The sequence below is a fragment of the Salmonella sp. A29-2 genome, from assembly GCF_020150755.1.
Taxonomy (GTDB): Bacteria; Pseudomonadota; Gammaproteobacteria; order Enterobacterales; family Enterobacteriaceae; genus Salmonella; species Salmonella enterica.
Genome location: NZ_CP083731.1, coordinates 1166631 through 1187035 on the forward strand (window position 1 = coordinate 1166631; position 20405 = coordinate 1187035).

Genomic DNA, 20405 nt, shown 5'->3' on the forward strand with positions numbered 1-20405 from the left:
CATGAGTAGTAAAGAACAGAAAACGCCTGAGGGGCAAGCCCCGGAAGAAATTATCATGGATCAGCACGAAGAGGTTGAGGCAGTTGAACCAAACGATTCTGCTGAGCAGGTGGATCCGCGCGATGAAAAAATTGCGAATCTGGAAGTTCAGCTTGCAGAAGCCCAGACTCGCGAACGCGACACCGTGTTGCGTATCAAAGCGGAAATGGAAAACCTGCGCCGTCGTACTGAACAGGATATCGAAAAAGCGCATAAATTCGCTCTCGAGAAGTTCGTCAACGAATTGCTGCCGGTAATCGATAGCCTGGATCGCGCGCTGGAAGTTGCAGACAAAGCCAATCCGGATATGGCGGCAATGGTCGAAGGGATTGAGCTGACGCTGAAGTCTATGCTGGATGTGGTGCGTAAGTTCGGCGTGGAAGTGATTGCTGAGACCAACGTGCCGCTGGACCCGAACGTGCATCAGGCGATTGCGATGGTGGAGTCGGAAGAGGTTCCGGCAGGCAATGTGCTGGGTATTATGCAGAAAGGCTATACGCTGAATGGTCGTACCATTCGCGCGGCGATGGTGACGGTAGCGAAGGCGAAGTAAAAGTCTGATGGCCGATGTAAAGTCGGCCATTTTTTTAGCTTAAAAAATCCTGCACTTCCAGCCACGGCGTGTTGAAATCCTCTATTTTTTTATATTCGCTCATTGGCAGAACGACCACATTATAGGTGTCAGATCCTTCATTCAGATCAAAAATCTGGAAGCCCCTCTTATTGAGTTCGGTCTGGATGCGTTCAAAGATCTCGTCAAGGTAACGGTCCCCGGCTTCACAGACATCGGAGATTTCATCCTCTTGGGTTATTTCGACAAGAAGATTTCTTAATTCCTCAGAATCCGTCAGGTTTTTTGTGAGTTCATAAAAGCGATCTGCGGCAAAATTAGCCAGTTCGCCTTCTTCATCTTCACCTTTCCAGTCAACGAGGTGAATAAATCCTTCGCCGCGTAGAACTTGTAAAAATGCCTGCGCCAGATCGTTATTTCCGAGATCGCCACCGCTACAATCCAGGACGTCCTGCAACCCATATTCGTCTTCATCTTCGTCTTCAAAGATTTCAGGTTGCGTCGAAAGTTGAGAGAAAATAGTGGGCCATAAGGTTGGGTTGTGCGATAAAAAAACGTTGGCGACGACGTTGAGGTCGTCTGCAAAATTCTTATCCCATTCAATTACATAATCTTCTGACATAACATCAATATCCTTTCTGAATGCCTGAAAAGACATTATTGCATTGTTAAGTAAATGGCAGGAATTGATGGAATCTTAAAAGACGGCGATAAAAAAGGCGAACCGGAGTTCGCCATTGTGTTACTCCGCCACACTCTCGCGCAGCGGCTTTACCGGTACAACCTTTACCTGCTTAATCATATTTTCCTGTACATCGAGAATATCGATATCGTACTGCTCAATGCGCACGCGCGTGCCAGCAACCGGAATTTCCTCCAGCGCCTCCAGAATCACCCCGTTGACGGTGCGCGCGTCATCTTCCGGCAGGTGCCAGTTAAACGCTTTATTGATTTCCCGGACGTTGGCGGTACCGTCAATAATGACCGAACCGTCGTTTTGCGGCGTGACCTCTTCCGCCAGTGTCGGCGACATCGATGTGGTGAAGTCGCCAACGATCTCCTCGAGAATATCTTCCACGGTGACCAGCCCCTGGATATCGCCATATTCGTTGACGACCAGTCCGACTTTCTTTTTATTACGCTGAAATTTAATCAGTTGTGTACTGAGCGGCGTACCTTCCGGGACGTAATAGATTTCATCGGCGGCGCGCAGCATCATCTCTTTGGTGAACTCTTTTTTCTCGGCCATTAACCGCCAGGCTTCACGCACGCGCAGCATACTGATGGCGTCATCCAGCGAATCGCGATAGAGCACAATGCGTCCGTGCGGCGAGTGGGTGAGCTGCCGCTCGATAGACTTCCAGTCGTCATTGATATCGATCCCGATAATTTCATTACGCGGCACCATGATGTCATCCACGCTGACCTTTTCCAGGTCGAGAACCGACAGCAGCATATCCTGATTGCGGCGAGAGATTTGCGAACGGGATTCATGCACGATAGTGCGTAATTCCTCTTTGCTTAACGACCCGCTGACCACGATGTCCGTTTTAATTCCCATCAGACGCATCAGCAGGCGGGTGATGGTGTTAAGTAACCACACCAGCGGCATCATCAGTATCTGTAACGGCGCCAGCAGGAAGCTGCTGGGATAGGCCACTTTTTCCGGATAGAGCGCGGCGATAGTTTTGGGCAGGACTTCAGCAAAAACTAACACGACAAACGTCAATACCCCGGTGGCGATAGCCACGCCGGCGTCGCCGTAAAGCCGCATACCCACAATCGTGCCGAGCGCCGAGGCAAGAATGTTGACCAGGTTATTGCCGATCAGCACCAGGCTTATCAGTCGATCGGGTTTACGCAATAATTTTTCTACCCGTTTTGCCGAGCGATTACCTTGCTTCGCCATATGGCGTAAACGGTAACGGTTTAGCGTCATCATTCCAGTTTCGGAACCGGAAAAATAGGCCGAGATGACCACCATGATGATTAATATGATAATCAGCGTGGTGGTGGAAATGTGTTCCAGGGGAAACTCCTTTAAAAGCTTAGCTTACAAATTGCTGTAATATGCGGCTACCAAAATAGGCCAGCGTCAGAATACCCGCGCCTGCGACGTTAAACCACACGACCCGCCGACCCCGCCAGCCCTCATGGTAATGCCCCCACAGCAGAACGATATAGACAAACCATGCCACGATAGAGAGCACGGCTTTATCAATATTTTCAGTACTGAACAGGTTATGCATGTAAAACAGGCCGGTACACAGAGTAAGGGTCAGCAGTACGACGCCAATCTGCGTGATATGAAACATTTTGCGCTCAATGCTCATCAATGGCGGCATTTCATTACTAAACGCCAGCTTTTTGTTCTTCAACTGATAGTCGATCCACGCCAGCTGTAGCGCATACAGCGCGGCGATTATCAGCGTCGCGTAAGAGAAAAGCGACAGACCGATGTGCACCATCATGCCTGGGGTCGCTTCCAGATGCGTAATATATTCATTAGGCATGAATGTGGCGAAGGCCAGGTTAATCAGCGCAAAAGCATAGACAATGGGCAGAAGTAACCAACCGCGATTACGCGACGCGACAATGGTCATTACCGTGCAGATCATCAGGCTGACCAGCGAACCGACATTCAGCAGGCTCAGGTTTTGTCCACTGTCGCCGCCGGGCAGAATACGCGATTCCAGCGCGACAGCATGGCACACCAGCGCGATGACCGCAGAAAGAATAGCCATACGCCGCCAGCCGCTGTTTTTTTGCAACAGTCCGGGAACGATCAGCGCGAGGCTGAAGGAGTAGGCGACAAGGGCAAGTAAAGCAAAAACGGGCATAGTTGTGTCGACAGTTGACCAGTGAGAAAGAGAAGCAGTATAGCGTTACGTGACCGCAGCTCCAACCGTTGCATAACAACAAAGACGGCTTCATGGTATACTGTGGCGAAATTCTGTAACTGTGTCGCTGCGGCGACCAACCGTTTCCACCCCAGGCGAGAGACAATGTTTGATAATTTAACCGATCGTTTGTCGCGCACGCTGCGCAATATCAGTGGCCGTGGGCGCCTTACTGAAGACAACGTTAAAGAGACGCTGCGCGAAGTGCGCATGGCGCTGCTGGAGGCTGACGTTGCGCTGCCGGTAGTGCGTGAGTTCATCAATCGCGTAAAAGAGAAAGCGGTTGGTCATGAAGTTAACAAGAGCCTGACCCCAGGGCAGGAGTTCGTCAAGATTGTCCGTAGCGAACTGGTTGCGGCGATGGGCGAAGAGAACCAGACGCTGAATTTAGCTGCGCAGCCGCCAGCCGTAGTATTGATGGCGGGTCTGCAGGGGGCGGGTAAAACCACCAGCGTCGGTAAGTTGGGTAAATTCTTGCGCGAGAAGCACAAGAAGAAAGTGCTGGTCGTCTCTGCCGACGTCTATCGCCCGGCGGCGATCAAACAGCTCGAAACGCTGGCTGAGCAGGTTGGCGTGGATTTCTTCCCGTCTGATGTCGGCCAGAAACCGGTTGATATCGTCAACGCCGCGCTGAAAGAAGCGAAGCTCAAATTCTACGACGTGCTGCTGGTGGATACCGCCGGTCGTCTGCACGTTGACGAAGCGATGATGGACGAAATCAAACAGGTCCACGCTTCTATCAAGCCAGTAGAAACGCTGTTTGTCGTCGATGCGATGACCGGTCAGGATGCGGCGAATACCGCAAAAGCCTTTAACGAAGCGCTGCCGTTAACCGGCGTGGTGCTGACCAAAGTTGATGGTGATGCTCGTGGCGGTGCGGCGCTCTCTATTCGTCATATCACCGGTAAGCCGATTAAATTCCTCGGTGTCGGCGAGAAAACCGACGCGCTGGAGCCGTTCCACCCGGATCGTATCGCCTCGCGTATTCTCGGCATGGGCGACGTACTGTCTCTTATCGAAGATATCGAAAGCAAAGTTGACCGCGCACAGGCTGAGAAGCTGGCGACCAAACTGAAGAAAGGCGACGGTTTCGACCTGAACGACTTCCTGGAACAGCTCAAACAGATGAAAAACATGGGCGGTATGGCCAGTCTGATGGGCAAATTACCGGGCATGGGGCAGATTCCGGACAACGTTAAATCGCAGATGGATGACAAAGTGCTGGTGCGTATGGAGGCGATCATCAATTCGATGACGCTGAAAGAACGCGCGAAGCCGGAAATCATCAAAGGTTCCCGCAAGCGTCGTATCGCGCAGGGCTGTGGGATGCAGGTGCAGGACGTTAACCGCCTTCTGAAACAGTTCGACGACATGCAGCGCATGATGAAGAAAATGAAGAAGGGCGGGATGGCGAAGATGATGCGGAGTATGAAGGGGATGATGCCGCCAGGCTTCCCGGGTCGCTAATTTCCCGGCCTGGCTCACTTGCTATTTCGGCACCGGGGTGTGCTCGCCATCCTCACGTACTGCGTGTACGCTGCGGTGGCTGCGCGCACGCCGGTACCGAACTCGCTGCGCCGCCGACGGCCTTCTACAGCAGAGTTATTAACTGTTGATTGCAATTCTCCCAGAAATCAGTAAAATTTTCGGGCTTTTAATATGACGCCGGGCTCCGTTCCTCGATGGGGCCCGGTTGTTTTATTCACACAAGAGGATGTTATGGTAACTATTCGTTTAGCTCGTCACGGCGCTAAAAAGCGTCCGTTCTACCAGGTTGTTGTCACCGACAGCCGTAATGCACGCAACGGTCGCTTCATTGAGCGCGTTGGTTTCTTCAACCCAATCGCTAGCGAAAAAGAAGAAGGCACCCGCCTGGATCTGGATCGCATCGCTCACTGGGTTGGCCAGGGCGCAACCATTTCCGATCGCGTTGCGGCGCTGATCAAAGAAGTAAAAAAAGCAGCTTAATCTGTCACGGTGGTCATGATGAGCAAGCAACTCGCCGCACAAGTACCCGCTGAACCGGTTGTACTGGGGAAAATGGGTTCTTCATACGGTATCCGTGGTTGGCTCAGAGTGTTTTCCTCCACTGAAGACGCCGAAAGCATTTTTGACTATCAGCCCTGGTTTATCCAGAAGGCGGGTCAGTGGCAGCAGGTACAGCTGGAAAGCTGGAAGCACCACAATCAGGATCTGATCATCAAGCTGAAAGGCGTTGACGATCGAGATGCCGCGAATCTTCTGACGAATTGCGAAATTGTCGTGGATTCCTCGCAACTTCCTGCGCTTGAGGAGGGAGACTACTACTGGAAAGACCTGATGGGTTGCCAGGTAGTCACCGCTGAAGGCTACGATCTCGGTAAAGTTATCGACATGATGGAAACCGGGTCGAATGACGTTCTCGTCATTAAGGCGAACCTGAAAGATGCATTTGGTATCAAGGAACGACTAGTACCGTTCCTCGATGGGCAGGTTATCAAGAAAGTCGATCTCGCTACTCGTACTATCGAAGTAGACTGGGATCCTGGTTTTTAAACCACCGGATAAACGGTAAAAGTCGGCGTTATGGGGATTGGCTTGTGTTTATAGGTATCGTTAGCCTGTTTCCTGAAATGTTCCGCGCAATTACCGATTACGGGGTAACTGGCCGGGCAGTAAAAAATGGCCTGCTGAACATCCAAAGCTGGAGTCCTCGAGACTTTACTCATGACCGGCACCGTACCGTGGACGATCGTCCTTACGGCGGTGGACCGGGGATGTTAATGATGGTGCAACCCTTGCGGGACGCTATTCACGCAGCAAAAGCCGCGGCAGGTGAAGGCGCTAAAGTGATTTATCTGTCGCCTCAGGGACGCAAGCTTGATCAAGCGGGCGTTAGCGAGCTGGCCACGAATCAGAAACTCATTCTGGTGTGTGGTCGCTACGAAGGCGTAGATGAGCGCGTAATTCAGACCGAAATTGACGAAGAATGGTCAATTGGCGATTACGTTCTCAGCGGTGGCGAACTACCGGCAATGACGCTGATTGACTCCGTCGCCCGGTTTATACCGGGGGTTCTGGGGCATGAGGCATCAGCAATCGAAGATTCGTTTGCTGATGGGTTGCTGGATTGTCCGCACTATACGCGCCCTGAAGTGTTAGAGGGGATGGAAGTACCGCCAGTATTGCTGTCGGGAAACCATGCCGAGATACGTCGCTGGCGTTTGAAACAGTCGCTGGGCCGAACCTGGCTTAGAAGACCTGAACTTCTGGAAAACCTGGCTCTGACTGAAGAGCAAGCAAGGTTGCTGGCGGAGTTCAAAACAGAACACGCACAACAGCAGCATAAACATGATGGGATGGCATAGGCCCCCGAATATCAGTTTACCCAGGATAAGAGATTAAATTATGAGCAACATTATTAAGCAACTTGAACAAGAGCAGATGAAGCAGAACGTACCTTCCTTCCGTCCGGGCGATACCGTGGAAGTGAAAGTATGGGTTGTTGAAGGTACCAAGAAACGTCTGCAGGCATTCGAGGGCGTGGTTATCGCTATTCGTAACCGCGGTCTGCACTCTGCATTCACTGTTCGTAAAATTTCCAACGGCGAAGGCGTTGAGCGTGTCTTCCAGACTCACTCTCCGGTAGTTGACAGCATTGCTGTTAAACGTCGTGGTGCTGTTCGTAAAGCTAAACTGTACTACCTGCGTGAGCGTACTGGTAAAGCGGCTCGTATCAAAGAGCGTCTTAACTAAGAACGCGCTTTCGCAACATCCGAAAGCTTGTAGAAAAGAAGGGGCTGGCATTACGCTGGCCCCTTTTTTATGGGTTTGCTTCACGCCATAGACGGTTGCATGATTAGGCTGATTCTGTGGTCTCAACGCTGAGTCAGAAACGGCCAGGCCCGTTCCTTAGTTTAGCGAGCGTTCCGCACGCCGGTGTTTAGCCTGATACATATTTCGATCGGCCAGTTCTTGTAGTTTTTCGGCAGTGGCATGTTCCCATGTCAGCGCAAAGCCAATACTCAGGGTCATCGTTATTCGCTGGCCGTTATGCAGTTCAAAAGGTCGATTAAACGCCTGGGATAGCGCTGCGCAAATACGTTGTACTTCATATTCCGAATGTACATCGTAAAGCACCATCGCAAATTCATCGCCGCCGAGTCGGTAAGTCTGATAACGGCTACCACCGAATTCCGCTAATCTTTTGGCAACCTCTATAAGTACGCGGTCGCCTGCCGCATGTCCCCAGGTATCATTAATATATTTAAAGTTATCGCCATCCAGAAATAACAATGCCGAACTGCTACGAGCGGAATTGTCCTTCATCAGCGCGTTAATACAGCTGCGAAATGCCGCGCGATTGGCAAGCCCCGTCAGCGGATCGTGCAGCGCGGTACGTAGTAACTGGGCATTTTTAGCCTGAAGCCGTAGCTGCCATTCTTCCATCTCATCCAGAAGGCTATTGAAATCCTGCGCAAACAGGTGAAATTCCGCAATACGCTCATCAGGTACCCGGCGTGAAAAATTTCGGTTAGTGCGAACGTCGTGTACAACTTCAGTAATATTTTGCAGCGCATCCACAACGCCATTGTGTAAATAACGCGTGAGCAGCAGGGCAATGCCGGATGCCAGCAGAATACATCCTGTCAGCACTGCCAGCGATAGCCAGATAAAATGACCAATAAGGCTGTCGCGGGCGACAAGCCGTACTTCGCCGATGGCCCTGCCGTTGTGCCAGACTGGTTGCGATACCGGCAATGGAAAAAGCCAGTGGCTAATTAAGCCGATGAGCTTATCGTCTGCGGCTCGCGCATCATAGCGCCATGAAGCGATAGTACGGCCATTTTTATCGCGGACCTCCGCCGCTGAAAATTGTCCCTGGCGTCCCAGTGTGGCGAGCGTTTCCGCTGCGGCCGCGTTATCGGAAAATACCAGTGCCGCTTCAAGGCTATGGGCCATTGTGGCGGCGGTCAAATCGAGATTTTTTTGCGCATACTGTTTGAGCGTAAGGACAGACGCAACGCAAATTAATAGCCAGATCAATGTCATTGTAAGCAGCACGCTGATTATACTAATCCGCCGTAGTGTGCGTTTAAATGTTGGTCTGGACAGAGAAAATTCCTTATTCATGCTTTTGATTCCGTGCAAGCATTAATACTTCTGGATTCACTCTCACGCCGCTATGCGAGAGGGAGTCCAGGTTGACGGAAAATTTGACTTCATCATTGTTAATGATCAGACAAAATGCGCTGCCAATAATACATTCAGTATTTTGCTCGGCAATTAATAACAAAGCATTAACTGGATAATGACGCGTTAACTCCACCTGATAAGCTGGCGATTCATTGCCAAAGTAAAAACCATCACAGCGGGCGCTCAGGGCTTCTTGTGTGGTACGGATGACAAGCGGTTGATAAGGGAAAGCCCAGTCAGCCTCTTCGCTAAGTACCCTGACAAAACGCGCAGATGAAAATATGCATAGCCTTGGCGGCCCGGATAACGCCGGCCAGTGTGTATAACTGACGATACCGGAGACGATGGCGCGTACGGATTTCTCTTCTTCCGTGACGCGTTGAGCATACAGAGGCAAGCTTGCTAATAATAGCGATAACAGAAGGATAAATCGGTGAGAAAAACGCATTAACAAGTCCCCACCATCTTCAGTCGTAAAGCATTAAAATACATCCGTGATTGTTTGTAGCAAAATAACATTATTTTGCCATATCGTCATTATTTCTTATTGATAATATGAATAATTTAAATGGCATCCCTGATATTAAATTCTTGTGATAATGGTATTAATCACCCTATATCAGAAAGTAAAAATATGTGTGCGGAGAAAAAATAATCAAAAAATAGCGAGCATCGCTCATTTTACCGCTTTTCTGAGGCTGGGAATAAAATAATTCACTTGTTGTGTAAAGTTTTTGATACGAAATGAAGGGGTTTAATCGACGATTGCGCATGGTGTAAAGTTTATTTTACGTAATATGGATTGAAATCTTTACTTTTTGTGGTATGGTTTAAACATCCTCGTGGAGGATCAACTATCGCAAACAAGAAAAGACAGGATCGCCATCATGCAAAAAGACGCGCTGAATAACGTACGTATCACCGATGAACAGGTATTAATGACGCCGGAGCAGCTTAAAGCGGCCTTTCCGTTGAGTCTGGCGCAGGAAGCGCAGATAGCGCAGTCCCGGGGAATCATTTCTGACATTATTGCCGGGCGCGATCCGCGTCTGTTGGTGGTATGCGGTCCTTGTTCTATTCACGATCCTGAAACCGCTCTGGAATATGCCCGTCGATTTAAAGCCCTTGCCGCAGAGGTCAGCGATAGCCTCTATCTGGTAATGCGCGTCTATTTTGAAAAGCCGCGGACTACCGTCGGCTGGAAAGGGCTGATTAACGATCCTCACATGGATGGCTCATTTGATGTGGAAGCCGGGTTGAAAATAGCGCGTCAGCTACTGGTGGAACTGGTGAATATGGGGTTGCCATTGGCGACCGAAGCGTTGGATCCGAATAGCCCGCAATACCTGGGCGATCTGTTTAGCTGGTCGGCGATAGGCGCGCGCACAACCGAATCGCAAACCCACCGCGAAATGGCGTCTGGTCTTTCTATGCCGGTCGGCTTTAAAAACGGCACGGATGGCAGCCTGGCGACAGCGATTAACGCCATGCGCGCCGCTGCGCAACCTCATCGTTTTGTTGGCATTAACCAGGCCGGTCAGGTTGCGTTATTGCAAACCCAGGGAAATCCGCATGGCCATGTAATTCTGCGTGGCGGCAAAGCGCCAAACTATAGCCCGGCAGATGTCGCTCAGTGTGAAAAAGAGATGGAACAGGCGGGACTACGTCCTTCGCTGATGGTAGATTGCAGTCATGGTAACTCCAATAAAGATTATCGCCGCCAGCCAGCCGTTGCCGAATCTGTGGTTGCGCAGATTAAAGATGGCAATCGTTCAATCATTGGCTTAATGATTGAAAGTAATATTCATGAGGGTAATCAGTCTTCCGAACAGCCGCGCAGCGAAATGAAGTATGGCGTTTCCGTCACCGATGCTTGTATTAGCTGGGAGATGACCGATGCCCTGTTGCGTGAAATTCATAAAGATTTGAGCGGCCAGCTGGCGGTGCGCGTCGCATAAGAGGTTGTTATGGTTGCTGAATTGACCGCATTACGCGATCAAATAGATGATGTCGATAAAGCGTTGTTGAATTTACTGGCTAAGCGCCTGGAACTGGTTGCCAAAGTCGGCGAGGTGAAAAGCCGTTTTGGCCTGCCTATTTACGTGCCAGAGCGTGAGGCCTCTATGCTGGCTTCACGACGGGCGGAAGCAGAAGCGATCGGTGTCCCGCCCGATCTCATTGAAGATGTCCTGCGCCGGGTAATGCGCGAATCTTACTCCAGCGAAAATGATAAGGGGTTCAAAACGCTTTGTCCTTCTCTGCGTCCGGTCGTCATTGTGGGCGGCGGCGGACAGATGGGGCGTCTGTTTGAAAAAATGCTCATGCTGTCGGGCTATCAGGTCCGTATTCTGGAACAGCAGGACTGGCCGCGCGCCAGGGACATTGTTGCCGATGCCGGAATGGTGATCGTCAGCGTGCCGATTCATGTTACTGAACAGGTCATAGCGCAACTGCCGCCCTTGCCGTCCGACTGTATTCTGGTCGATCTGGCATCGGTGAAAAGCGGTCCGTTGCAGGCAATGTTGGCGGCCCATGATGGCCCCGTGTTGGGCTTGCATCCGATGTTTGGTCCGGACAGCGGGAGCCTGGCGAAGCAGGTGGTGGTCTGGTGTGATGGGCGTCAACCGGAAGCGTATCAGTGGTTCCTTGAGCAAATCCAGGTGTGGGGCGCGCGGTTGCACCGAATTAGCGCAGTCGAGCACGATCAGAACATGGCTTTTATCCAGGCGTTGCGCCACTTTGCTACCTTCGCTTATGGGCTGCATCTGGCGGAAGAGAACGTCCAGCTTGAGCAGCTTCTGGCGCTATCATCGCCGATTTATCGACTGGAGCTGGCGATGGTCGGGCGTCTGTTCGCCCAGGACCCGCAACTGTATGCGGACATTATTATGTCGTCGGAGCGCAATCTGGCGCTTATCAAGCGTTACTATAAACGTTTTGGCGATGCTATCGGGTTACTGGAACAGGGTGATAAGCAGGCTTTTATCGACAGTTTTCGCAAAGTTGAACACTGGTTTGGCGATTATGCCAGACGCTTCCAGAATGAGAGCCGTGTGTTATTGCGTCAGGCGAATGACAGCCGACCATAATGATGACATCTATACTAAAAGCCAGCTTTGCTGGCTTTTTTCGTTTAAGGAACCGTTATGACTACGCCGCACGTTTTATTTGATTATGCCGGACATTTACCAGAATGCCCCACATGGAGCGAGGATGAAAGCGCGCTGTATTGGACCGATATCCTGGAACAGGAGATCCATCGTTACCATCCGGCGAGCGGGACGCATAGCGTGCTGGCGTTTCCGGAAGCGGTGGGCTGTTTTGCCTTGCGTGAGCAGGGCGGATTTATTGTGGCCATGCGTCATGCTATCTGGCTGGCCGATAAAAATGGATTATTGCAGCGTAAGGTTTGCGACAATCCCTCTAATACGAAATTGGCGCGTTTCAACGATGGCGGCACTGATGGCGATGGACGTTTTTATGCCGGAACGTTCTGGGCGCCAGGTGACTATAATGGCGCGTTGCTGATGCGGATCGATCATGACCTGACGGCAAAAGTGATCCAGTGCGATATCCAGGGACACAACGGCCTGGCGTTCAGCCCGGATAACCAGTGGATGTATACCTCCGATACGCCGAATGGCGTGATATACCGCACGTTACTTGATAAGCATGGCGAACCGGGCAAGCGTGAACTTTTTCGCCATTTTGGCGAAGGAGAAGGACTTCCCGACGGCGCGGCGATGGATAGCGAAGGGTGCTACTGGAGCGCGATGTTTGACGGCTGGCGCGTGGCGCGTTTCTCACCGCAAGGAGAGCAGCTGGAAGAGTACCGGTTGCCGGTACGTTGTCCGACGATGGTTTGCTTTGGCGGCGCAGATATGAAAACGCTGTTTATTACAACTACCAGAGAAAATATGTCTGCTCAGGAAGTGGCGGATTATCCGCTCTCCGGCGCCATCTTCACCCTGCAGGTAGCCGTCGCAGGGATGAAGAAAAGCCGTTTTATTGAACGTCAGGCAGGTTCTACCGGCACGACGTTTTCGCTGGGATAGCAGCCAAGCACTTTCATTGAGCGCGTGATCTCGCCCAGCTCTTTTAGCGCGCTTTGCATTACCTGCGACTCCAGGTTCGCCTGAATATCGAGATAAAACATCTCTTCCCACGGATTGCCGTGAATGGGGCGCGACTCCAGTTTCGTCATGATGAGATTGTGGTTACGCAGCACCAGCAGCGCTTCGACCAGCGCGCCAGCTTGCTGCCCGGTGGCGATTAACAGAGTGGTTTTTGCCGGAACCTGATCGGAAACGTTAATGGCTTTGCGCGCCAGTACCAGAAAGCGGGTGATATTCTGCGTCTGGTTTGCGGCGATGCGTTCCAGCACCTGTAAACCGTGCAACATGCCGCCTGCCTCGCTGCCGAGCGCCGCGACGCGCGGAGAGTTTGCCTGCGCGACTTTTTCCATCGCTGCCGACGTACTCTCGGTATAGTCAATTTTCCAGTGCGGATAGCGGCTCAAAAATTTACTGCACTGCTGGAACGGCTGCGGATGGCTGTACACCGTTTCGATGGTATTCAGATCCGTAGCGCCGGAAACCAGTACGCAGTGATCGATAGTGACGGTCATCTCACCGACAATCGACAGACTGGTGTGTTGCAATAAGTCGTACACATCGTTGATAGCGCCGGAGCTGGTGTTCTCTATCGGAACCACGGCGTAATCGGCCTGGCCGGTTTCGACCTGATGAAAAATATCGGTGAATTTTGCGCAACCGCTCTCAATAAATTGCTCAAAATGGCGTGCAGCATACTGGCGCGCCGCGAGATGAGAATAGGAGCCTTTCGGCCCAAGAAACGCAATACGTGCCGAATGAGGGTGAGTATTATTCAGATGTTGTTGCAGCAGCGCCTGCTGAGTAAGCACGGAGTCTTCAATGATAAGCTGGAACAGACGGGTAATGTAGTGTGCGTCGAGATGGTGGGCTTTACCGAGATGGATGAGTCTGTCCAGCAGCGCGCGTTCACGATCGATATCCCGAACCGGACGATGTGACAGTAGTTTTGCTTGTCCCACTTCAATCGCCAGCGCGCGTCGTTTTGCCAGTAAGGCCAGTAACTCTTCGTCTAAAGCGCTGATTTTATCTCGCAGCGCCAGTAATGGGTTTTCCGATGTCATAGTGTTGCCTTTTTTGTTATCAATAAAAAAGGCCTCCCGGTGGGGGAGGCCTTCTTGTTCGTCTTCGCATTCTTTATCACATGACGAAACGCCTCCCGGTCAGGGGAAGATAAAAAAGAATGCGAAGAAAAACCGGGTTAGCTTCATAACTGTTTCCTTTGTGTACGTAAGTACAGTACCCGTACTGTTTTAATCCTGTCAACAAAAAACGCGCCCGAAGGCGCGTTGGCGATACACTCAATGTAAGGGACTACTCTTCTTCTGCTTCGACGAAGCTGGCATCTTTCACCGATGCGGTGGCACGACGGGCTTCGCCTTTGTGCTGCACTTTATTGAGCTGCCGTTCCAGCTTGTTGATCAATTCATTAATAGCGGTGTACATATCTTCGTGTTTTGCGCTGGCGACCAGATGTCCGTTCGGTGTATTAATGGTGGCGTCAGCAATAAAGCCCTGTGGCTCTTTAGACAGAATGATATGAGGATTAATCAGGTGAGTTTGCCATTTTTCCAGTTTGGCGAGACGGTCTGCGACATGTTGGCGGATTGCCGGAGTAATTTCCATTTGTTTACTGGTAATGTTCATTGTCATAAATTTTACCTCTTGTCTTTCCCGTCTTGGTGATTCCAGCATACCGTTCTTAATGTCAAAATGTGTGATGTAAATCACATTATTTTGTCACTTTTTGTCAAGGAGAACTTTTTGTGAGGCATCGCAGGAAGAAGCGATCTTTTACTTGAGGAATGGCTGAAAGCAGGCCATATTTGACTGGATGCGTTGCAGTGAAATCATTTCTGTTGCATCAGATATCGAATAAAAAAACGGCAGCCGGAAGGCTGCCGTTTTGCTTGTTGGTATTGCTTCAGGTGTTTTTGCTGTTAGCGGCAATAATTTTCGCGACTTTGTCAGCCTGCGCATTCAGCTGCATCTGACGATAGGCGTTTTCCATCAGCGGCAACGCATCGCGCGTGGCCTGCGTATCAGGATAATTGCGTAGCATACCTTCTACCCGGTTTACGACCGCAACCCATGCGCCGCGCGCGGTATAGTACTCTGCGACGGAATATTCATATTTCGCCAGACGGTCTTTCAGGAATACCAGACGCTTAGTGGCGTCGGTGGTGTACTGGCTATTAGGGTAGCTGCGTACCAGTTTCGAAAAGTCATTGAACGCCGCCCGCGCATGTTGCGGATCGCGATCGCTGCGATCGACGCCAAAGAAACCCTGCAGCGCGCTATCATCCAGCGCCATGTTCGTCAGGCCGCGCATGTACATGACATAGTCAATATTAGGGTGCGTTGGATTAAGACGCATAAAACGATCGATGGCGGCCTGCGCTAGCGGCAAATCGGCGTTTTTGTAATAGGCGTAGATAAGATCCAACTGCACCTGCTGAGAATACGGTCCGAATGGATAACGATTATCTAACGCTTCCAATTGCGTTATTGCCTGTTTCCAGTTACCGTCCTGCAGCTTTTGCTGAGCAGTCGCGTAGATTTCATTCGGCGGATTATCGGGCACCTCTTCCTTTGAACCCGAGCAACCCGCCAGAAACAGGCTCAACGTGGCTGCTGCCACCAGATATTTCATGCGCGTCATGACGTTTTGACTTTCCTCAAAATGTTTTACGGGAGATTCTCTGTTCCTGCTCCCGGTTAAGACCAGCTACAATAGCACACTATATTAAACGGCAAAGCCGTAAAACCCAACGTTAAACGAAGAAGCTGTATATGGCACAACGAGTACAACTCACCGCAACGGTCTCCGAAAACCAACTCGGTCAACGCTTAGATCAGGCTTTGGCCGAAATGTTCCCGGATTATTCACGTTCGCGTATAAAAGAATGGATTTTGAATCAGCGCGTGTTGGTCAATGGTCAACTTTGCGATAAGCCAAAAGAAAAAGTGTTAGGCGGCGAGCGGGTGGCTATTGATGCGGAGATCGACGAAGAGATTCGTTTTGAAGCGCAGGATATCCCGTTAGATATTGTTTATGAAGATGACGATATTCTGGTTATCAACAAACCACGCGATCTGGTGGTACATCCTGGCGCGGGTAACCCGGACGGTACGGTACTGAACGCGTTGCTACATTATTATCCGCCGATTGCGGATGTTCCGCGCGCGGGCATTGTGCATCGTCTGGATAAGGACACGACGGGTCTGATGGTGGTGGCCAAAACCGTTCCGGCGCAAACGCGCCTGGTGGAGTCTTTGCAGCTGCGCGAGATCACCCGCGAATATGAAGCGGTCGCGATCGGACATATGACGGCGGGAGGAACGGTGAATGAACCCATCAGTCGTCACCCGACCAAACGTACCCATATGTCGGTGCATCCCATGGGCAAACCGGCGGTGACCCACTACCGCATTATGGAACATTTCCGTGTGCACACGCGTCTTAGGTTGCGTCTGGAGACCGGGCGTACGCACCAGATCCGCGTGCATATGGCGCATATTACGCACCCGTTAGTGGGCGATCAGGTCTACGGTGGTCGTCCACGTCCACCGAAAGGCGCATCGGAAGAGTTTATTTCCACTCTGCGTAAGTTTGACCGCCAGGCGCTTCATGCAACGATGCTGCGTCTCTACCATCCTGTATCGGGTATCGAAATGGAGTGGCACGCGCCGATTCCACAGGATATGGTGGACCTTATTGATGCGATGCGCGTCGATTTCGAAGATCATAAAGATGATGTGGACTGGTTATGAATGCACTGATTGTCCCGCAGTGGCCGCTGCCGAAAGGCGTCGCAGCCTGTAGTTCTACCCGTATTGGCGGGGTGAGTTTACCGCCTTACGACTCGCTGAATCTGGGCGCGCATTGCGGCGATAACCCGGAGCATGTTGAAGAGAACCGCAAGCGTCTGTTTGCGGCGGGCAATCTACCTTCGAAACCTGTCTGGCTTGAACAGGTTCACGGTAAAAATGTGTTGAGGCTTACCGGAGAACCTTATGCCTCCAAACGTGCGGATGCGTCTTACAGTAATACGCCAGGAACCGTCTGCGCGGTAATGACGGCAGACTGCCTGCCTGTGCTATTCTGTAACCGTGAGGGAACAGAAGTGGCGGCGGCTCATGCGGGCTGGCGCGGATTATGTGAAGGCGTACTGGAGGAAACTGTCACCTGCTTTGCTGACAAACCAGAAAATATCATCGCCTGGTTAGGTCCGGCGATCGGCCCGACCGCGTTTGAAGTGGGGCCGGAAGTGCGTGACGCATTTTTAGCAAAAGATGCGCAAGCCGATAGCGCATTTTTGCCGCACGGGGAAAAATTTCTGGCGGATATTTATCAGCTTGCACGCCAACGTCTGGCGAATACCGGCGTTGAACATGTCTATGGCGGGGATCGCTGCACCTTTAGCGAAAGTGAGACTTTCTTCTCTTATCGTCGCGACAAGACGACAGGTCGTATGGCAAGTTTTATTTGGCTGATATAACCTAAAGAATCAAGACGATCCGGTACGGGTAACTTTCTTTTCACATAATTCAGGTCATTCACCTTGAATAATTGAGGGATGACCTCATTTAATCTCCAGTAGCAATTTTGACCTGTTATGGGAGGAGTTATGCGTCTGGATCGTCTTACTAACAAATTCCAGCTTGCTCTTGCCGATGCCCAGTCGCTCGCGCTGGGGCACGACAACCAATTCATCGAACCTCTTCATTTAATGAGCGCCTTGCTGAACCAGGAAGGGGGATCGATACGTCCTTTATTAACCTCCGCCGGCATTAATGCTGGCCAGTTGCGCACCGCTATCGATCAAGCGCTGAGCCGTTTACCGCAGGTGGAAGGTACCGGCGGCGACGTACAGCCTTCTTCGGAACTGGTACGCGTACTGAACCTTTGCGACAAGCTGGCGCAAAAACGAGGGGACAATTTTATTTCGTCAGAGCTGTTTGTTCTGGCGGCGCTTGAGTCTCGCGGCACGTTAACCGATCTGCTGAAATCAGCCGGTGCGACCACGGTCAATATCACTCAGGCAATTGAACAGATGCGCGGAGGTGAAAGCGTGAACGATCAAGGGGCTGAAGACCAACGTCAGGCCTTGAAAAAATATACCGTCGATCTGACCGAGCGGGCTGAACAAGGCAAGCTTGACCCGGTAATTGGTCGTGATGAAGAAATTCGTCGTACCATTCAGGTACTGCAACGTCGTACTAAAAATAACCCGGTGTTAATCGGTGAGCCAGGGGTCGGTAAAACGGCCATTGTTGAAGGACTGGCGCAGCGCATTATTAATGGTGAAGTCCCTGAAGGCTTAAAAGGTCGCCGCGTACTGGCGCTGGATATGGGCGCGCTGGTGGCCGGGGCGAAATATCGCGGCGAATTTGAAGAGCGTCTGAAAGGCGTGCTGAACGATCTGGCAAAACAGGAAGGCAACGTCATCCTGTTTATTGACGAGCTGCACACCATGGTTGGCGCAGGTAAGGCTGATGGCGCCATGGACGCCGGGAATATGCTGAAACCGGCGCTGGCGCGTGGTGAACTGCACTGTGTGGGCGCCACCACGCTGGATGAATACCGTCAGTACATTGAAAAAGACGCGGCGCTGGAACGTCGTTTTCAAAAAGTGTTTGTCGCAGAACCTTCAGTGGAAGACACCATCGCTATTCTGCGTGGCCTGAAAGAACGTTACGAGCTGCACCACCATGTGCAGATCACTGACCCGGCGATTGTGGCGGCGGCAACATTATCTCACCGCTATATCGCTGACCGTCAGTTGCCGGATAAAGCTATCGACCTCATCGATGAAGCGGCATCCAGCATTCGTATGCAGATTGACTCTAAGCCGGAGGAGCTGGACAGACTCGACCGCCGCATTATTCAGCTCAAACTGGAACAGCAGGCGTTGATGAAAGAGTCTGACGAGGCGAGTAAAAAACGTCTCGATATGCTCAACGAAGAACTGGACGACAAAGAGCGCCAGTATTCTGAGCTGGAAGAAGAGTGGAAAGCGGAAAAAGCGTCGCTCTCTGGTACGCAAACTATTAAAGCGGAGCTGGAGCAGGCGAAGATTGCCATCGAGCAGGCGCGTCGCGTTGGCGACCTGGCGCGAATGTCTGAATTGCAGTACGGCAAAATTCCGGAGCTGGAAAAACAGTTGGAAGCCGCGACCCAGTCGGAAGGTAAAACCATGCGTCTGTTACGTAACAAAGTAACGGATGCGGAAATTGCCGAAGTGCTGGCGCGCTGGACCGGTATTCCGGTTGCCAGAATGCTGGAAGGCGAACGTGAAAAACTGTTGCGTATGGAACAAGAGTTACACAGCCGTGTGATCGGGCAGAATGAAGCCGTTGAAGCAGTATCGAACGCCATACGTCGTAGCCGCGCGGGGCTGTCCGATCCGAACCGTCCGATTGGTTCCTTCCTGTTCCTTGGGCCGACGGGGGTCGGTAAAACCGAACTGTGTAAAGCGCTGGCTAACTTTATGTTTGACAGCGACGACGCGATGGTGCGTATCGACATGTCTGAGTTTATGGAGAAACACTCCGTGTCTCGTTTGGTCGGGGCGCCTCCGGGATATGTCGGCTATGAAGAAGGCGGTTATTTGACGGAAGCGGTACGCCGTCGTCCTTATTCCGTCATCTTGTTGGATGAAGTAGAAAAAGCGCATCCGGATGTATTCAACATTCTGTTGCAGGTGCTGGACGACGGTCGGCTGACTGACGGGCAGGGGAGAACGGTCGACTTCCGTAATACGGTGGTCATTATGACTTCTAACCTCGGTTCCGATCTCATTCAGGAGCGCTTTGGCGAACTGGATTACGGTCGAATGAAAGAGATGGTGCTGGGTGTGGTTAGCCAAAACTTCCGTCCGGAATTTATCAACCGTATTGATGAAGTTGTGGTATTCCATCCGTTAGGTGAGCAACACATCGCTTCTATTGCTCAGATCCAGCTGCAGCGTCTGTACAAACGTCTGGAAGAACGTGGTTATGAAATCCATATCTCCGACGAGGCGCTGAAACTGTTGAGCGCCAACGGTTACGATCCGGTCTATGGGGCGCGTCCGTTAAAACGTGCTATTCAACAGCAGATCGAAAACCCACTGGCGCAGCAAATCCTGTCTGGTGAACTGGTTCCTGGCAAAGTGATTCGCCTTGAAGCCAATGATGATCGTATTGTGGCAGTGCAGTAAGTCACAAATTTGAATAAAACGGGCCCTGACGGGCTCGTTTTTGTTTAAAAACCAGGCGAAAATAGGCTTTTGGTTTAAATGTTGTTTGAAAAGTGAACGGTTGAGCTTTTTTTTGCATTTAGGTCTTGTCAGGCTCTAATAACTCCCTATAATGCGCCACCACTGACACGGAACAACGGCATACAGGCCGCCGGGTCAGAAAGGCTTCGTTAAGAAGTCTGTGAGGAAAGCGAAAATAAAGGCTTGACTCAAAAAGAGGAAAGCGTAATATACGCTACCTCGCAACGGTGAGCGAAAGCCGCGTTGCACTGCTCTTTAACAATTTATCAGACAATCTGTGTGGGCACTCGAAGATACGGATTCTTGACGTCGCAAGACGAAAAATGAATACCAAGTCTCAAGA

The 20405-nt window shown here is 51.2% G+C and carries 21 protein-coding genes and 1 other annotated feature; of the genes, 12 read left to right on the forward strand and 9 right to left on the reverse strand.

What is annotated here, in order from left to right; genetic code table 11:
* Position 1 precedes the first annotated feature (1 nt).
* Positions 2–592 carry a nucleotide exchange factor GrpE gene (gene grpE, locus K8W53_RS05630; RefSeq protein ID WP_001518875.1) on the forward strand — a complete coding sequence of 197 codons (591 nt, stop codon included), beginning with the start codon at positions 2–4 and terminating at the stop codon, positions 590–592.
* 34 nt (positions 593–626) lie between these two features.
* Here grpE and K8W53_RS05635 read toward each other — a convergent pair whose 3' ends face one another.
* The 3 genes from K8W53_RS05635 to K8W53_RS05645 form a co-directional block, all read right to left on the reverse strand.
* Positions 627–1232, reverse strand: coding sequence for a hypothetical protein (locus K8W53_RS05635; protein WP_001727770.1), 606 nt, complete (start codon positions 1230–1232; stop codon positions 627–629).
* 120 nt (positions 1233–1352) lie between these two features.
* A complete protein-coding gene (locus K8W53_RS05640; RefSeq protein ID WP_127172650.1) occupies positions 1353–2639 on the reverse strand; it encodes an HlyC/CorC family transporter in 1287 nt (428 codons plus the stop codon).
* 19 nt (positions 2640–2658) lie between these two features.
* Positions 2659–3450, reverse strand: a complete 792-nt coding sequence (locus tag K8W53_RS05645) for an inner membrane protein YpjD (protein ID WP_001537507.1) — start codon at positions 3448–3450, stop codon at positions 2659–2661.
* A gap of 165 nt (positions 3451–3615) precedes the next feature.
* Between K8W53_RS05645 and ffh the strand changes: the two genes are divergently transcribed.
* From ffh to rplS, 5 genes are all read left to right on the forward strand, one after another.
* Positions 3616–4977, forward strand: a complete 1362-nt coding sequence (gene ffh, locus K8W53_RS05650; RefSeq protein ID WP_000460052.1) for a signal recognition particle protein — start codon at positions 3616–3618, stop codon at positions 4975–4977.
* A gap of 252 nt (positions 4978–5229) precedes the next feature.
* Positions 5230–5478: a 30S ribosomal protein S16 gene (rpsP, locus tag K8W53_RS05655; RefSeq protein WP_000256453.1), complete on the forward strand. Its 249-nt coding sequence runs from the start codon at positions 5230–5232 to the stop codon at positions 5476–5478.
* 18 nt (positions 5479–5496) lie between these two features.
* The gene (gene rimM, locus K8W53_RS05660) at positions 5497–6045 is read left to right on the forward strand and encodes a ribosome maturation factor RimM (RefSeq protein WP_000043266.1); all 549 of its coding nucleotides are present in this window, start codon (positions 5497–5499) and stop codon (positions 6043–6045) included.
* 44 nt (positions 6046–6089) lie between these two features.
* A complete protein-coding gene (trmD, locus tag K8W53_RS05665; RefSeq protein WP_000469813.1) occupies positions 6090–6857 on the forward strand; it encodes a tRNA (guanosine(37)-N1)-methyltransferase TrmD in 768 nt (255 codons plus the stop codon).
* Between the two features lie 40 nt (positions 6858–6897).
* A complete protein-coding gene (rplS, locus tag K8W53_RS05670; RefSeq protein ID WP_000065257.1) occupies positions 6898–7245 on the forward strand; it encodes a 50S ribosomal protein L19 in 348 nt (115 codons plus the stop codon).
* A gap of 156 nt (positions 7246–7401) precedes the next feature.
* On the opposite strand, the gene dgcN is transcribed toward rplS, so the two are convergent.
* Both dgcN and K8W53_RS05680 read right to left on the reverse strand, forming a co-directional pair.
* Positions 7402–8622, reverse strand: coding sequence for a diguanylate cyclase DgcN (gene dgcN / locus K8W53_RS05675; RefSeq protein ID WP_001030985.1), 1221 nt, complete (start codon positions 8620–8622; stop codon positions 7402–7404).
* Positions 8615–9133 carry a YfiR family protein gene (locus tag K8W53_RS05680; protein WP_001212379.1) on the reverse strand — a complete coding sequence of 173 codons (519 nt, stop codon included), beginning with the start codon at positions 9131–9133 and terminating at the stop codon, positions 8615–8617. Before K8W53_RS05680 ends, dgcN begins: the two co-directional genes overlap by 8 nt.
* 439 nt (positions 9134–9572) lie before the next feature.
* Between K8W53_RS05680 and aroF the strand changes: the two genes are divergently transcribed.
* The 3 genes from aroF to K8W53_RS05695 are packed head-to-tail and all read left to right on the forward strand — an operon-like array spanning position 9573 to position 12740.
* Complete coding sequence (aroF, locus tag K8W53_RS05685; protein WP_001168062.1) at positions 9573–10643, forward strand: 3-deoxy-7-phosphoheptulonate synthase AroF; 1071 nt, start codon at positions 9573–9575, stop codon at positions 10641–10643.
* Between the two features lie 9 nt (positions 10644–10652).
* A complete protein-coding gene (gene tyrA, locus K8W53_RS05690) occupies positions 10653–11774 on the forward strand; it encodes a bifunctional chorismate mutase/prephenate dehydrogenase (RefSeq protein WP_023224291.1) in 1122 nt (373 codons plus the stop codon).
* 57 nt (positions 11775–11831) lie between these two features.
* Positions 11832–12740 (forward strand): SMP-30/gluconolactonase/LRE family protein, encoded by a 909-nt coding sequence (locus K8W53_RS05695; protein ID WP_052939541.1) that lies wholly within the window; start codon positions 11832–11834, stop codon positions 12738–12740.
* On the opposite strand, the gene pheA is transcribed toward K8W53_RS05695, so the two are convergent.
* The 4 genes from pheA to bamD form a co-directional block, all read right to left on the reverse strand.
* Positions 12701–13861 (reverse strand): bifunctional chorismate mutase/prephenate dehydratase, encoded by a 1161-nt coding sequence (gene pheA, locus K8W53_RS05700; protein ID WP_000200080.1) that lies wholly within the window; start codon positions 13859–13861, stop codon positions 12701–12703. The genes K8W53_RS05695 and pheA overlap by 40 nt on opposite strands.
* A gap of 22 nt (positions 13862–13883) precedes the next feature.
* Positions 13884–14009 (reverse strand) — a sequence feature (Phe leader region).
* Positions 13961–14008 carry a pheA operon leader peptide PheL gene (pheL, locus tag K8W53_RS05705; protein ID WP_010989056.1) on the reverse strand — a complete coding sequence of 16 codons (48 nt, stop codon included), beginning with the start codon at positions 14006–14008 and terminating at the stop codon, positions 13961–13963. Its footprint overlaps the feature before it by 48 nt.
* Before the next feature lie 102 nt (positions 14010–14111).
* Positions 14112–14450 (reverse strand): ribosome-associated translation inhibitor RaiA, encoded by a 339-nt coding sequence (gene raiA / locus K8W53_RS05710; protein ID WP_000178449.1) that lies wholly within the window; start codon positions 14448–14450, stop codon positions 14112–14114.
* A gap of 271 nt (positions 14451–14721) precedes the next feature.
* Positions 14722–15459 (reverse strand): outer membrane protein assembly factor BamD, encoded by a 738-nt coding sequence (gene bamD, locus K8W53_RS05715; RefSeq protein WP_000197660.1) that lies wholly within the window; start codon positions 15457–15459, stop codon positions 14722–14724.
* 131 nt (positions 15460–15590) lie between these two features.
* On the opposite strand from bamD, the gene rluD reads away from it, so the two are divergent.
* From rluD to clpB, 3 genes are all read left to right on the forward strand, one after another.
* Positions 15591–16571, forward strand: coding sequence for a 23S rRNA pseudouridine(1911/1915/1917) synthase RluD (rluD, locus tag K8W53_RS05720; protein ID WP_023138905.1), 981 nt, complete (start codon positions 15591–15593; stop codon positions 16569–16571).
* Entirely contained in the window at positions 16568–17299 is a 732-nt protein-coding gene (gene yfiH / locus K8W53_RS05725) for a purine nucleoside phosphorylase YfiH (RefSeq protein WP_000992639.1), read from the forward strand. The genes rluD and yfiH overlap by 4 nt, the downstream gene beginning before the upstream one ends.
* Positions 17300–17428: 129 nt before the next feature.
* On the forward strand, positions 17429–20002 hold the full coding sequence (gene clpB, locus K8W53_RS05730; RefSeq protein WP_023200636.1) for an ATP-dependent chaperone ClpB: 2574 nt from the start codon (positions 17429–17431) through the stop codon (positions 20000–20002).
* Positions 20003–20405 lie beyond the last annotated feature (403 nt).

Excerpts from the sequence above, each read along its gene's own strand:
- grpE (WP_001518875.1), top strand. The coding sequence starts at position 2 with ATGAGTAGTAAAGAACAGAAAACGCCTGAGGGGCAAGCCCCGGAAGAA.
- K8W53_RS05635 (WP_001727770.1), bottom strand. The coding sequence starts at position 1,232 with ATGTCAGAAGATTATGTAATTGAATGGGATAAGAATTTTGCAGACGAC.
- K8W53_RS05645 (WP_001537507.1), bottom strand. The coding sequence starts at position 3,450 with ATGCCCGTTTTTGCTTTACTTGCCCTTGTCGCCTACTCCTTCAGCCTC.
- ffh (WP_000460052.1), top strand. The coding sequence starts at position 3,616 with ATGTTTGATAATTTAACCGATCGTTTGTCGCGCACGCTGCGCAATATC.
- rpsP (WP_000256453.1), top strand. The coding sequence starts at position 5,230 with ATGGTAACTATTCGTTTAGCTCGTCACGGCGCTAAAAAGCGTCCGTTC.
- rimM (WP_000043266.1), top strand. The coding sequence starts at position 5,497 with ATGAGCAAGCAACTCGCCGCACAAGTACCCGCTGAACCGGTTGTACTG.
- rplS (WP_000065257.1), top strand. The coding sequence starts at position 6,898 with ATGAGCAACATTATTAAGCAACTTGAACAAGAGCAGATGAAGCAGAAC.
- dgcN (WP_001030985.1), bottom strand. The coding sequence starts at position 8,622 with ATGAATAAGGAATTTTCTCTGTCCAGACCAACATTTAAACGCACACTA.
- K8W53_RS05680 (WP_001212379.1), bottom strand. The coding sequence starts at position 9,133 with ATGCGTTTTTCTCACCGATTTATCCTTCTGTTATCGCTATTATTAGCA.
- aroF (WP_001168062.1), top strand. The coding sequence starts at position 9,573 with ATGCAAAAAGACGCGCTGAATAACGTACGTATCACCGATGAACAGGTA.
- tyrA (WP_023224291.1), top strand. The coding sequence starts at position 10,653 with ATGGTTGCTGAATTGACCGCATTACGCGATCAAATAGATGATGTCGAT.
- K8W53_RS05695 (WP_052939541.1), top strand. The coding sequence starts at position 11,832 with ATGACTACGCCGCACGTTTTATTTGATTATGCCGGACATTTACCAGAA.
- pheA (WP_000200080.1), bottom strand. The coding sequence starts at position 13,861 with ATGACATCGGAAAACCCATTACTGGCGCTGCGAGATAAAATCAGCGCT.
- raiA (WP_000178449.1), bottom strand. The coding sequence starts at position 14,450 with ATGACAATGAACATTACCAGTAAACAAATGGAAATTACTCCGGCAATC.
- bamD (WP_000197660.1), bottom strand. The coding sequence starts at position 15,459 with ATGACGCGCATGAAATATCTGGTGGCAGCAGCCACGTTGAGCCTGTTT.
- rluD (WP_023138905.1), top strand. The coding sequence starts at position 15,591 with ATGGCACAACGAGTACAACTCACCGCAACGGTCTCCGAAAACCAACTC.
- yfiH (WP_000992639.1), top strand. The coding sequence starts at position 16,568 with ATGAATGCACTGATTGTCCCGCAGTGGCCGCTGCCGAAAGGCGTCGCA.
- clpB (WP_023200636.1), top strand. The coding sequence starts at position 17,429 with ATGCGTCTGGATCGTCTTACTAACAAATTCCAGCTTGCTCTTGCCGAT.